Source organism: Stenotrophomonas sp. KH_036_B (assembly GCF_057839485.1).
The window spans coordinates 1,520,310-1,533,118 of sequence record NZ_CM174491.1 but is presented as its reverse complement, the minus strand read 5'-3'; the positions used below and the strand labels follow the sequence as shown (position 1 = coordinate 1,533,118).

General features: G+C 67.0%; 14 protein-coding genes. 8 read left to right on the top strand and 6 right to left on the bottom strand.

Features of this window, described 5'->3' with window-relative positions; all coding sequences use genetic code 11:
- Positions 1 to 7: 7 nt before the first annotated feature.
- Positions 8 to 364, top strand: coding sequence for a DUF3301 domain-containing protein (locus AC3ITN_RS07010; protein WP_313348891.1), 357 nt, complete (start codon positions 8 to 10; stop codon positions 362 to 364).
- A gap of 114 nt (positions 365 to 478) precedes the next feature.
- Here AC3ITN_RS07010 and AC3ITN_RS07005 read toward each other — a convergent pair whose 3' ends face one another.
- The 6 genes from AC3ITN_RS07005 to AC3ITN_RS06980 form a co-directional block, all read right to left on the bottom strand.
- Positions 479 to 919, bottom strand: a complete 441-nt coding sequence (locus AC3ITN_RS07005) for a ClpXP protease specificity-enhancing factor (protein WP_313348894.1) — start codon at positions 917 to 919, stop codon at positions 479 to 481.
- Positions 920 to 1,080: 161 nt separating this feature from the next.
- The gene (locus tag AC3ITN_RS07000) at positions 1,081 to 1,716 is read right to left on the bottom strand and encodes a glutathione S-transferase N-terminal domain-containing protein (protein ID WP_313348897.1); all 636 of its coding nucleotides are present in this window, start codon (positions 1,714 to 1,716) and stop codon (positions 1,081 to 1,083) included.
- Positions 1,717 to 1,874: 158 nt separating this feature from the next.
- Entirely contained in the window at positions 1,875 to 2,576 is a 702-nt protein-coding gene (locus tag AC3ITN_RS06995) for a cytochrome c1 (RefSeq protein WP_313348909.1), read from the bottom strand.
- A 37-nt stretch (positions 2,577 to 2,613) separates the two neighbouring features.
- The gene (locus AC3ITN_RS06990) at positions 2,614 to 3,873 is read right to left on the bottom strand and encodes a cytochrome b (protein ID WP_313348900.1); all 1,260 of its coding nucleotides are present in this window, start codon (positions 3,871 to 3,873) and stop codon (positions 2,614 to 2,616) included.
- A 2-nt stretch (positions 3,874 to 3,875) separates the two neighbouring features.
- Positions 3,876 to 4,496 carry a ubiquinol-cytochrome c reductase iron-sulfur subunit gene (gene petA / locus AC3ITN_RS06985; protein WP_313348903.1) on the bottom strand — a complete coding sequence of 207 codons (621 nt, stop codon included), beginning with the start codon at positions 4,494 to 4,496 and terminating at the stop codon, positions 3,876 to 3,878.
- A 159-nt stretch (positions 4,497 to 4,655) separates the two neighbouring features.
- Complete coding sequence (locus AC3ITN_RS06980) at positions 4,656 to 5,612, bottom strand: lytic transglycosylase domain-containing protein (RefSeq protein ID WP_489392468.1); 957 nt, start codon at positions 5,610 to 5,612, stop codon at positions 4,656 to 4,658.
- A 249-nt stretch (positions 5,613 to 5,861) separates the two neighbouring features.
- On the opposite strand from AC3ITN_RS06980, the gene miaB reads away from it, so the two are divergent.
- The 7 genes from miaB (at position 5,862) to AC3ITN_RS06945 (ending at position 12,808) form a co-directional block, all read left to right on the top strand.
- Positions 5,862 to 7,322: a tRNA (N6-isopentenyl adenosine(37)-C2)-methylthiotransferase MiaB gene (gene miaB / locus AC3ITN_RS06975; RefSeq protein WP_489392467.1), complete on the top strand. Its 1,461-nt coding sequence runs from the start codon at positions 5,862 to 5,864 to the stop codon at positions 7,320 to 7,322.
- Between the two features lie 594 nt (positions 7,323 to 7,916).
- Positions 7,917 to 8,900, top strand: coding sequence for a PhoH family protein (locus AC3ITN_RS06970; RefSeq protein WP_489392466.1), 984 nt, complete (start codon positions 7,917 to 7,919; stop codon positions 8,898 to 8,900).
- A gap of 5 nt (positions 8,901 to 8,905) precedes the next feature.
- Entirely contained in the window at positions 8,906 to 9,442 is a 537-nt protein-coding gene (locus AC3ITN_RS06965; protein WP_489392465.1) for a hypothetical protein, read from the top strand.
- Positions 9,443 to 9,461: 19 nt separating this feature from the next.
- Entirely contained in the window at positions 9,462 to 9,947 is a 486-nt protein-coding gene (gene ybeY, locus AC3ITN_RS06960; RefSeq protein WP_489392464.1) for an rRNA maturation RNase YbeY, read from the top strand.
- Between the two features lie 32 nt (positions 9,948 to 9,979).
- Positions 9,980 to 10,588 carry a hypothetical protein gene (locus tag AC3ITN_RS06955; protein WP_489392463.1) on the top strand — a complete coding sequence of 203 codons (609 nt, stop codon included), beginning with the start codon at positions 9,980 to 9,982 and terminating at the stop codon, positions 10,586 to 10,588.
- A gap of 64 nt (positions 10,589 to 10,652) precedes the next feature.
- Positions 10,653 to 11,534, top strand: coding sequence for a CorC family transporter (locus AC3ITN_RS06950; RefSeq protein ID WP_313348277.1), 882 nt, complete (start codon positions 10,653 to 10,655; stop codon positions 11,532 to 11,534).
- 23 nt (positions 11,535 to 11,557) lie between these two features.
- The gene (locus tag AC3ITN_RS06945; RefSeq protein WP_489392884.1) at positions 11,558 to 12,808 is read left to right on the top strand and encodes a lipoprotein N-acyltransferase Lnb domain-containing protein; all 1,251 of its coding nucleotides are present in this window, start codon (positions 11,558 to 11,560) and stop codon (positions 12,806 to 12,808) included.
- Position 12,809 lies beyond the last annotated feature (1 nt).

Genomic DNA, 12,809 nt, shown 5'->3' with positions numbered 1-12,809 from the left:
GCCGCCGATGCCCAGTTTGATTCTGATCATGATTGCCGGCGCGTTCGTCTACGCCTTCTGGAATTCGTCGCGCGCCGCGGCCGAACGTGCCATCGAGCTGGGCCGCAACGCCTGCCGCGCCGCCGACGTGCAGTGGTTGGACCAGGCGGTGCATGCCAGCGGCATCCGCGTGTGCCGCAAGGACAACGGCTGGCTGGGCTGGGAGCGCACGTACCGGTTCGAGTATTCGCACGACGGCATCGATCGCCACACCGGCCGCATGGTGCTGCGTGGCGACCAGCTGATCGCCTTCGTGGGCCCGTCCGCGGCGCGGATCAGCGAGATCCGGCGCGGCGTGGACACCAGCAACGCCGAAGACATCTGAAAGGGGGACGGAGGACGTTAATCGAACACGGCAGGCGATCAACGTCCTCGGTCCCCGTTTCTGTGACGACGATGGGGCGCCACCAATGAAATCGCCGCCCTTGGGCGGCGATGCTTATTTCACGACCCGCAGGTGCGGGCGGCCGCTGGGCTTGGGCGGGGTGTCGTCCGGGGTCGGCGTGTCGTCGGGCGGCAGCGCATCGTCCGGGCTCGGCTCGTGGCCGGGGATATCGTCGGGCAATGCCATGCCCTGCCCGGTTTCGCGCGCGTACACGGCCAGCACGGCCGAGATCGGCACCTGCACCGGGTAGCTGGTCCCCGAGAAACGGGCCGAGAAACTCACGGTCTCGTTGTCGATGTGCAGACGTACCACCGCGCGTTCCGCGATGTTCAGGACGACGCGACCGTCCTTCACCGCGCTCTGCGGCACCTGCACGCCGGGCATGCCGGCGTCGACCAGGATGTGCGGCGTCAGGTCGTTGTCGTTGATCCATTCCACCAGGGCCCGCAACAGGTACGGACGGTGGCTGGTCATGCGGAAAGTGTCTTCAGTCATTATGTGGCGCCGCGTATCGCTAGGCGGCTCTGGATTCTGGTTGCCTGGTGCAAGTGTACGCGCCAGCCCCCGCAGCGGTCAGCAGGGGGCTGTCCCGACGTAAAGCGTGGATGCAGGCAGGTGTGTCCGCGACGACGTCGCCGCGACCCCGCCGGCTTCGTTCACGCCGGCAGGTCGCGCAGCTTCTTTTCCTGGTCGGTGAGGCTGCGGATGAAACCGGGGTGGCGGAAAATGCGGTTGCCGTAGTCTTCGATCGACTTGCCATCCTTGGGCAACGGCACGTCCAACGACTGCAGGCGCCAGACGATCGGGGCCATGGCGCAATCGGCCAGGCTCATTTCCGGATTGAGGAAGAACTTGCTGGCCTTGAACAGCGGCACCGCGCTGGTCAGCAGTTCCTTCAACCGCTTGCGCCCGACTTCGGCCTGGGTCTTGTTGCCCAGCTGGATGGCCTGCACCTGCGGCACCCAGTCGTGTTCGATGCGCAGCATCGCCAGACGGATGCGCGCGCGCGACAGCGGGTCAACCGGCATCAGCGGCGGATGTGGATAGCGCTCGTCAAGGTATTCGCTGACCACCGACGCCGCGTACAGCACCATCTCGCGCTCCACCAGGGTGGGCACGGAGTGGTACGGGTTGAGGTCGATCAGATCCTCGGGCGGGTTCTGCGGGTCAACCGGGACGAAGTCATAGTTCACGCCCTTGGCCGCCAGCACCAGGCGTACGCGATGGCACAGCACGTCGTCGTTCGAGGAAAACAGCGTCAGGGTGTTCCGCATGCGTACGCTCGCCGCCATCAAAGGCTCTCCAACGACCGATATCCGCCGGCCGCATCGGCGCCGCCGGCCCATTGCCGACAGTCGTCACAGTACCCGAGTGTGCAACTGCCCATCACAAAAGCCAATAGGCCGATCGGCGGTAGACCGCATCGATCGGCAAGGCCCTGCCATCGGACTCAGTGCACGTCCTTCCAGTACTCCTTCTTCAACAGATAGACCAGGAAGGTCAGCAGGGCCAGGAACAGGATCACCCAGACGCCCAGCTTCTGCCGCTTCAGTGCCGCAGGTTCGCCCGCGTATTCCAGGAAATTGGTGATGTCGCGCACCGCCTGGTCGTACTGACCCGGATCGACCGACCCCGGCTGGGCAAGCTTCAGCCCGATCACCGGCGCATCGGCACCCGGGCTTTCCGGCTTGCCGTGCACAGCGTGCTGCAGGCCCTGCATTTCCCACAGCGGGTTGGGCATGGAGGCATTGGGGAACAGCGTGTTGTTCCAGCCCAGCGGTCGACTGGTGTCCAGGTAGAACGACTTCAGGTAGGTGTAAACCCAGTCGCTCCCCCGCACCCGCGAAATCAGGCTCAGGTCCGGCGGCATCTTGCCGAACCATTTTTCGGCCTGTGCCTTGGGCATGGTCACCGGCACCGGCTCGCCGATCGGCACACCGGTGAAGTTGAGGTTGTTCATGACCTCTTCTTCGCTCAGCCCCAGGTCCTGCGCCATCCGCGAATAGCGCAGGTACTTGAGCGCGTGGCAGCCCGAGCAGTAGTTCATGTACAACTGCGCACCCCGCTGCAGCGAGGCGCGGTCACCCAGGTCGTTGCCGGCCTGCAGGGTCTTGCCGCCCTCGGCGGCGCCGGCCACCGCGCTGGCCAGCATCAGGGCGGCCGCGCAGGCCAGCCGGACAATCCAGTGGTCAGTCATGCGTGGTCACCCGGTCCGGTACCGGCGTGGTCCTGTCCAGCTTGGTCCATATCGGCATGGTGATGAAGAAGGCAAAGTAGAGGAAGGTCAGCACGCGCCCCACATAGGTTTCGTGCGCGTCGGTGCCGGGACCGGAGCCGATCACGCCGAGCCAGACGAAGCACACCGCGAACACGCCCAGCAGCGCGCGCGACAGCCAGCCGCGATAGCGGTAAGACTTGACCCGTGCGCGATCCAGCCAGGGCACCAGGAACAGGATGGCGATCGCCGAGAACATCACGATCACGCCGCCCAGCTTGTTCGGCACCACGCGCAACATCGCGTAGTACGGGGTGTAGTACCACACCGGCTTGATGTGCTCGGGCGTGACCAGGCGGTTGGCCTCGGTGAAGTTGTCATGTTCGAGGAACAGCCCCCCGAACGCCGGCGCGAAGAAGATGATGAAGGCGGCAATGACCAGCAGGAAGCCTGCGCCCACGCCGTCCTTGAGCGTGTAGTACGGGTGGAAGGGAATGCCGTCGGTGGGTGCCGTGGGCGACCACCGGTTGCCCTTCGGGCCCTTCTTGATCTCCACGCCATCCGGGTTGTTCGACCCCACTTCATGCAGTGCGCCCAGGTGCAGCACCACCAGCAGCAACAGCACCAGCGGCAGCGCGATCACGTGCAGGGCGAAGAAGCGGTTGAGGGTGGCGTCGCTGGGCAGGTAGTCGCCCATGATCCATTCGGTCAACCCGGTGCCGATCACCGGAATGGCGCCGAACAGCGAGATGATCACCTTCGCGCCCCAGAACGACATCTGCCCCCAGGGCAGCACGTAGCCCATGAAGGCTTCGGCCATCAGCACCAGGTAGATCAGCATGCCCAGGATCCACACCAGCTCGCGCGGCTTCTGGTAGCTGCCGTACAGCAGCCCACGGAACATGTGCAGGTAGACCACGATGAAGAACAGCGAGGCACCGGTGGAGTGCATGTAGCGGATCAGCCACCCCCACTCCACGTCGCGCATGATGTATTCAACGGAGTTGAATGCCTCGGCCGCGCTGGTCTTGTAATGCATCGTCAGGAAGATGCCGGTCACGATCTGATTGACCAGGATCAGCAGTGCCAGTGAACCGAAGTAGTACCAGAGGTTGAAGTTCTTCGGCGCGTAATACTCGCTCACGTGCTTGCGGTACACCGGCATCAGCCCGGGCGCGCGCGCATTGACCCAATCGGCGACCCCGTTGGCGGTGCGGGAAAGAATATTGGCCATGATCAAGCCGCCCCCTGCGGATCGACGCCGATGATGATGGTGTTGTCGTCCTGGTAGTGGTGCGGCGGCACCAGCAGGTTGATCGGTGCCGGAACATCCTGGAACACACGACCGGACATGTCGAAGCGCGACTTGTGGCAGGGGCAGAAGTAGCCGCCCTTCCACTGCGGATCGAACGGCTCGGGGCGGATCTCGGCCACCATTTCAGGCGAACAGCCCAGGTGGGTGCACAGCCCGACCAGCACCGAGATGTCGGATTTGATCGAGCGGAATTCGGGGTTCTGTTTCAGCACGTACGCCGGCTGCTGGTCGGCAACGCTCGACTCCGGGTCCTTCAGCCGCCCATCCAGCCCGTTCAGGGCCTCAAGGATGGCCTTGGAGCGCTTGACGATCCAGATCGGCTGTCCACGCCATTCCATGACCAGCCGCTGGCCCTCCTGCAGGGCGCTGATGTCGGCGACCACGGGAGCACCGGCCAGTTTGGCGCGGGCGCTGGGATTCCAGGACTTGATGAACGGGACTGCTGCGAAACCGACGCCGACTGCTCCGACCACTGCTGTCGTTGCCGAAAGAAATCGTCGACGTCCAGTGTTGACTGGATCGTTTACCCCATCGTTGGCCATCCGGCACTCCGATATTGATTTAGGTAGCTTGAGGCTGCCAGCAGACCGGTGGGGGCCAGTCCACAATGAATCCGGATCGACTATAGCGGAACCTGACTCAGCGACACAATGCGGGTACGTCACCAATCTGCGAAGGCGCCTCCAACCGACGGCACCCGCTTACTGCGTTGAGGCGCCGCGGTAGCGCTCGGCCAGCTGGGCCACCCGCTTCACGTAGTACTGGGTTTCGCTGTAGGGCGGCACGCCGCCATGACGGTCCACCGCACCCTCGCCGGCGTTGTAACCCGCCGCGGCCAGGGTGAGGTTGCCGTTGAAGCGCTTGAGCAGCCACGACAGGTACTGCACGCCGCCACGGATGTTCTGCGCGGCGTCGTAGGAGTCGGTGACCCCGAACCGGCGCGCGGTGGGCGGCATCAGCTGCATCAGGCCCTGCGCGCCAGCGCGGCTGAGCGCGGTCGGGTTGTAGGCCGATTCGGCGTGAATGATGGCGCGCACGACGGCTTCTTCAACCCCGAACTCGCGCGCGGCGGCCGAGATCTCGCTCTGGAACGCGGTGGTGTTGAGACGCACCGAGCCGAAGTTCACCCCGGGATTGGCGCCACAGGCATAGCAGCGCTCGATGAAGCTGTAATGGATGGTGCGCACCTGGCCCAGGCTGGCCAGCTGGCCCGGCCGGCTGCTGGTGTAGTGCCGCACCCCGTCCTTCATATAGGAGTAGACCTGCCCGCTGACCACACGCTGGGCCTTGCCGGTCCGCGGCGCCGGCGCGGACGCGGCGGTCAGCACGGTGGCGGCCTGCGCCGGAGCGGGGGTCGGGGCGAGTGCGGTGCGGGTGCCGGCACCGTCGGCGGGTGCCGCGCTGCCGACAGCCACGGCGGCCGGGGTCGGAACGGGCGCCGGAGCGGGCGCCGGAGCGGGCGGCGGGATATAGCGGGAGGGGGCGTTGCGGTCGGGCCGGTAGTTGCTGACCACGCTGCAGCTGGCGCCAGAGACCCGCTTGCTCACGTAACTGGGGATGCCATCGGCACCGACACACTTGTACAGCGTGCCCGCACTGGCCGGCAGTGCGGTCAGCGCAGCCAAGGCCAGCGCAGCGATCCCCAAGATCCCCTTCATGGGCGCGAGTGTCCCTGTTTCGCGCCCCCTTGCCAAGCCTTTGACGCGTTGTTAACCCGGACACCTTGCCCTGCGTCACGGATTTGTGCGGGGACAGCCACGCATGGCGTGGCTCTACGGGGCGTGTGAATGCCCCCCCTCCTGGTAGAGCCACGCCATGCGTGGCTGGGCAGCCGACCACGCTACAATTTCCGGCTATCCGCGGCCCTTCGGGGCCGCCTGCCCGCCCACCCGACTGGAATAAGCGCCATGACCGGGACGCCAGCTTCGACCGTGCCACCTTCGGCCGGCTCCGCCGCGCCTGCCTCCGCCCCTGACAGCTCCCCGCCCCGCGCGGACCTGCTGCCCCTGCCCGGCACCCGCCCGCGGGTGGATGGACCGGTGCGCGGCAAGCTGTACATCAAGACCCACGGTTGCCAGATGAACGAGTACGACTCGACCAAGATGGCCGACGTGCTCGCCGCCGAGGAGGGCCTGGAGCTCACCGACGACCCGGCCGAGGCCGATGTGCTGCTGATGAACACCTGCTCGATCCGCGAGAAGGCGCAGGAGAAGGTGTTCAGCCAGCTGGGCTACTGGAAGGCGCTGAAGAACAACGGTCGTGGCGTGATCATCGGCGTGGGCGGCTGCGTCGCCTCGCAGGAAGGCGAAGCGATCATCAAGCGCGCCCCGCACGTGGACCTGGTGTTCGGCCCGCAGACCCTGCACCGGCTGCCGGAGCTGATCCGCCAGCGGCGCGCATCGGGCAAGTCGCAGGTGGACATCAGCTTCCCGGAGATCGAGAAGTTCGACCGCCTGCCCGAGCCGCGCGCCGAAGGGGGTTCGGCCTTCGTGTCGATCATGGAAGGCTGCTCCAAGTACTGCTCCTTCTGCGTCGTCCCCTACACCCGTGGCACCGAAGTCAGCCGCCCGTTCGAGGACGTGGTGGTGGAAGTGGCCCAGCTGGCCGCGCAGGGCGTGCGCGAGATCAACCTGCTGGGCCAGAACGTCAATGCGTACCGTGGCCCGTATGGCGACGGCGAGCTCGCCGATCTGGGCCTGCTGATCCGCACCATCGCCGAGATCGACGGGGTGGACCGCATCCGCTTCACCACCTCCCATCCGCTGGAGTTCAGCGATTCGCTGGTGGATGCCTACCGCGATGTGCCGCAGCTGGCCAACTTCCTGCACCTGCCGGTCCAGGCCGGCAGTGACCGGGTCCTGTCGGCGATGAAGCGCGGCTACACCGCGCTGGAGTTCAAGGCCAAGATCCGCAAGCTGCGCGCGGTGCGCCCGGACATCTCCATCAGCTCGGACTTCATCGTGGGCTTCCCCGGCGAGACCGAGGCGGACTTCGAGAAGACGATGAAACTGATCGAGGACGTGGGCTTCGACCACAGCTTCTCCTTCATCTATTCGCGCCGTCCCGGCACGCCGGCCGCCGACCTGGAAGACACCATCACCGATGCGGAAAAGCACGCGCGCCTGTCGCGCCTGCAGGCACGCATCAACGAGCAGGCCGCCGCGATCTCGCACGCCATGGTCGGCACCGTGCAGACCGTGCTGGTGGAAGGGCCGTCGCGCCGTGATCCGAACGAACTGACCGGCAAGACCGAGAACATGCGCTCGGTGAATTTTCCGGGGCAGGCGCGCCTGGTCGGGGAGCTGGTGGAGGTGGAGATCACCGAGGCGTACAGCAATTCACTGCGCGGGCGGTTGGTCATCGCCTGATCGGGCACCGCGCAGCCACGCAGGGCGTCCCTCTACGCTATTGCAGCCACGCAGGGCGTGGCTCTACGTTGTTGCAGCCACGCAGGGCGTGGCTCTACGCTATTCGCGCCACTGGCGTAGAGCCACGCCCTGCGTGGCTGCGCGGTCCCGGCTCAATCCAGGCGCTTGCGGAAGCGCAGGATCGCCAGGGGCGGAACTCCGGCAGGAAGGACGCGGCGGCGCGATTCGTCACCTTGCGCATACAGGTGTGAAGGGCTGGTCAGGCCGCGCGACGGTGGTCATGAAATGATCACGGCCGCGCAGCCGTTGCCCTCATTGGGGTACGGCGGCTTATCCACATGTTTCCCGCGCAACCGCCCACAAGCGGTGTGGAAAACCCCGCCGGGTTTGACGCTTTTTTGACCATGCGCACGGGATCGTTGCGGCACTAGGGCCGCCACCGACTATCCACAGGTTGCTGCACCGGCGCTGCACAGCGGCTGTGGAAAAGCGCGGCAGGGTCGATGCTGTGGCGGCGCCCGGGTGCGCGCGCTACCCTGTGGTTCCTTTCCCAAGCTCGCGGCAGGGTCATTGCGACCGCGGCCGCCGAACGCAATGACAGCACTGGCACACCGCGACTTCACCCTGGCCCCGGAAGACAACGAACGCCTGGCCAACCTGGCCGGCCCCTTCGATGAGCATCTGCGCCAGATCGAACTCAAGCTCGGCGTGGAGATCGCCAACCGCGGGCACGTGTTCCGGGTCACCGGTCCCGCGCTCGTGGCCGAGGAAGCGCAGAAGCTGATCGAGGCGCTGTACATCGAAGCGGGCGAGGCACCGTTCGACAGCCACGCCATCCACCTGCGCCTGAACCAGGCCAACGTCGAGCACGTGGTCGAACGCAGCTACGAGGCGCAGGAAGTGACCATCAAGGTCAAGCGCGGCACGGTACGCGGCCGCGGCGCCAACCAGGCCCGCTACCTGCACCAGATCACCACCCACGACATCAACTTCGGGATCGGCCCCGCCGGTACCGGCAAGACCTTCCTGGCCGTGGCCAGCGCCGTGGATGCGCTCAATGAATCGCGCGTGCAGCGGCTGATCCTGGTGCGCCCGGCGGTGGAAGCCGGCGAGAAGCTCGGCTTCCTGCCCGGCGACCTGAGCCAGAAAGTGGACCCCTACCTGCGCCCGCTGTATGACGCCCTGTATGAAATGCTGGGCGTGGAAAAAGTGCTCAAGCTGCTGGAGAAGAACGTCATCGAGATCGCGCCGCTGGCGTATATGCGCGGGCGAACGCTCAACGATGCCTACGTGATCCTGGACGAGGCGCAGAACACCACGGTGGAGCAGATGAAGATGTTCCTGACCCGGCTCGGCTTCGGCTCCACCGCCGTGGTCACCGGCGACCTGACCCAGACCGACCTGCCCAAGCACGTCAAATCCGGGCTGCGCGATGCGATCGAGGTGCTGCGCGACGTGGACGGGGTCAGCTTCACCTTCTTCGAGGCGCGCGACGTGGTCCGCCACCCGCTGGTGGCCCGCATCGTCAGCGCCTACGACCGCCGCGACCTGCAGCAGCTCAAGCCGGGGGCGGAGTAGGCCCCATGCAGGCGCGCACGCTGCTGTTGGCCGCTGCACTGGCGACACTGGCGACCGCACGGGCCGACGAGGGTGCACGTGCGCCCGTGCTTCGCCAGCGCGTGGCGACGCTGCAGACGATGACCGCGCCGTGCCTGTCGGTGCGGGTATCCAGCGACGTGTCCGTCGCGGTGCCCGAAGCGGTGTTGCAGCGCTACGTTGCCGCGCGGCCGACCGGACCCAGGCCGCAGGGCGCCCCCGACCCGGAGCACCTGGCGCGGGTATGGGGCGACCGCGCCCACGCGTGGGTCCAGTTGGATGCCGACACCGCGGACCGCTACGGCTGCCGCAGCGTTCCGCTGGAACGGTTGGGCGATGCACAATATCTACTCGGCCAGCTGTTGAAATCCGGCCAGGCCATGGCCACCGTGGACGGACAGGCCCGCGCCGAAGCTACTGTCATGCTCCGCGAAACCACCTGCCATGAGGGGCCGTTGGGCATGTGGAGCTATCGATTGGAGAACGGCCAGCCGTTCTTCCACCTTGTCACCTGTGTTGTTTGATTACCCGGAATTGCCTGTCATGACCAAAGGTCCCGTCCGCCTCGATGTCGCCGTGAGCTACGCCCTGCCCCGGGCCGGGCTGCCGTCCGCGGTGAGTTTCCGCAAATGGGTCGCGGCCGCGCTCAAGGGCCGCATCCGCGAAGCCGACCTGGCCATCCGCCTGGTGGATGCCAAGGAGGGCCAGTCGTTGAACCGGCACTACCGTGGCAAGGACTACGCCACCAACGTGCTCAGTTTCCCCGCCGAGCTTCCCGAGGGTCTGCCCAAGGGGGTCAAGTTCCCGCTGCTCGGCGACCTGGTGATCTGCGCCCCGGTCGTGGAACGCGAGGCCGGCGAGCAGGAGAAGGCGCTGAACGCCCACTACGCGCACCTGACGGTACACGGCGTCCTGCACCTGCTCGGCTGGGACCACGAAGACGACAAGGAAGCCGAGGCCATGGAGCAGCTGGAGCGCGACATCCTCGCCGAACTGGGCATCGACGACCCCTACGCCAACGAGCTTTGAGCCGCACCACCGGCAACCCCACGGATCTTTCGATGACCGCTTTCAAGACCGCCTGCCTGGGCCTGCTGGCCCTGCTGCCCGCCACCGCCACCGCCACCGCCTCCGCCGCCCCGCTCGACCTGGCCGCGCTGATCGAATGCCGCCAGCGCCTGGCCGACTACGACGCCCTGGCACCGGTGGTGGCGGACCCGCTCAAGGCCGTGGCCAACGGCCTGCAGCCGCTGCCGCAGACCAACCCGTTCATGAGCGAGTTCCGCCTGGCCACGCCGCTGACCGTGTTCGGCCAGCGCACCGAGTACGTGACGGTATCCGGGGCCAGCATCATGGCGATCCTGGACGTGGCCGATCCGCGCCCGCTGGCCAGGACCCTGGCGCTGGAGGACGGGGTCGACAACCCGGACAAGTTCATGGCCGGGCGCGAGGTGGTCAGCCAGGACGTGACCGATCCGCGCACGGGCGAGCCGATGATCGAATCGATCATCCTGAGCCTGTCCACGGTCAAGACCCACCCCGGCAAGACCCTGGCCGGCTGCACCTACAGCCTGGACCTGCCGGCCGAGGACGCGCTGCCGGCCGATGCCCCGCAGGCGCCGGCCCGCCCGCTGCCCCCGTCCGTGAATACCCCGCCGGACGGGCGCTGACAGCGCCCCGCATCCTGATAGACTGGCGCCAACGCCCGGCTCGCCGGGTGCCTTTTTTCCAGAGATGTCTGACGACGACAGTAGTGGCTCCAGTGCGGAGCAAAATGAGAAGAAGCGCAGCTGGCTTGAACGCCTGACGTCTGCCTTCTCCGGCGAACCCCACACCCGCGACGAGCTGGTGGCGGTACTGCACACCGCGCACGACGACGGCCTCATCGCCGCCGATACGCTGCGGATGATGGAAGGTGCGATCTCGGTGGCCGAGCTCACCGTTGGCGACGTGATGATCTCGCGCTCGCAGATGGTCTCGCTGCCCGTGGAAGCCCCGTTCCTTGAACTGATGAAGCAGGTGGTCGAATCCGGCCATTCGCGCTTCCCGGTGCACGGCGACAACAAGGACGACATCCTGGGCATCCTGCTGGCCAAGGACCTGCTGCGCGGCGTGGTCGCCGACAACGGTCCGGCCAACGTGCGCGAACTGCTGCGCCCGGCGGTGCTGATTCCCGAGGCGAAGAAGCTCAACGTGCTGCTCAAGGAGTTCCGGCTCTCGCGCAACCACATGGCCATCGTGGTGGACGAGTACGGCGGCGTCGCCGGCCTGGTCACCATCGAGGACGTGCTGGAACAGATCGTCGGCGAGATCGACGACGAGCACGACGAGGCCGAGGATCACACCGCACAGATCGCGATCCAGGCCGACGGCCAGTACGTGGTCGATGCGCTGACCGCCATCGAGGACTTCAACGAGCGCTTCGGCGCCACGTTCCCCGACGATGACTACGACACCATCGGCGGCCTGGTCACCGAGGCGATCGGGCACCTGCCTGAGACCGGCGACGAACTCACCCTGGACCGTTTCGTGTTCCGGGTCGCGCGTGCCGATGCCCGTCGCGTGCAGGCTTTCCATGTGACGGTGCTGCCGGCCGACACGAACAACGAGGATTGAGTCCCGCCATGCGGCCCCTGCTGATGCGGTGGCCGTTGTGCCGCCTGTTGTTCCTGCTGGTCCTGGTCGGCGTCGCCGGCCTGCCCCTTGCCGCGCTGGCCGCCCCTGAGCCGCCCGCCACGCCCGTCGCGGAGGCGGCTGCAACGGCCGATGCGCCGCCGCCGCGCATCGGCATCGTGACCATGAAGCCCGGCTCGATCTTCTTCGAGCGCTTCGGGCACGATGCCATCGTAGTGCTGGACCCGGTCACCGGGCAGGCGACCTCGTACAACTTCGGCTACTTCGACCCGTCCGAACCGGACTTCATCGGCCGCTTCATCCGCGGCGAGATGATGTATTACCTGGTCGCGCTGCCGCTGGAGCAGGACCTGTCCTATTACCGCGACAGTGGGCGCGGCGCCAACCTGCAGTGGCTGGACCTCAGCCCGGAACAGGCGCGCACCCTCGCCGCGTCGCTGGCCGAGCGCGCCAAGCCTGAAAACGCCCGCTACCGCTACGACTACTACACCGCCAACTGCGCCACCATGGTCCGCGATGCGATCGATGGCGCACTGGGTGGCGGGCTGCATTCGCAGCTCTCGGGCCGCTCGCGCGGCAACACCTACCGCAGTGAATCGGTGCGCCTGGCGTCGCCGGCGCCGTGGATGTGGCTGGGCTTCGACATCGGTCTGGGTCCCTTCGCCGACCAGCCGCTGTCGCGCTGGCAGGAAGCCTTCGTGCCGATGCGCCTGGCCGATGCGCTGCGCCAGGTGCGCAACAGCGACGGCCGCCCGTTGGTGCAGGCCGAACAGGAACTGCTGCCGCACCGGGTTGCCCCGGAGCCGGCGGAATCGGCGCGCCGCTGGTGGCCGTGGCTGCTGTGCGGGCTGGTGTTGGCCGCCGCAGTGGTCGCGCTGCGCCAGCGCCGCCGGCTGCTGGGCGGGCTGGCGCTGCCGCTGTGGCTGTTCTGCGGTATCGCCGGTGCGCTGCTGACCTTCCTGTGGGGCTTCAGCGCCCACCAGGCCGCCTGGGCCAACCGCAACCTGCTGCAGCTCTCGCCCCTGTGCCTTGCGCTGCTGCCGGGCGCGGTGACGCTGCTGCGCGGACGAACGCCGCGCGCCGCATTCCGCTGGCTGCTGTGGACCGTGGCCGCACTCTCGGGGCTGGGGCTGGTGCTGCACTGGTTGAGCCTGCAGGCCCAGTACAACCTGCAATGGATCGTGCTGCTGCTACCGCTGCACGTTGCCCTGGCTTGGGTACTGGGCCGTCGTGACCCGCCTGTCACGGTCCGCTGAC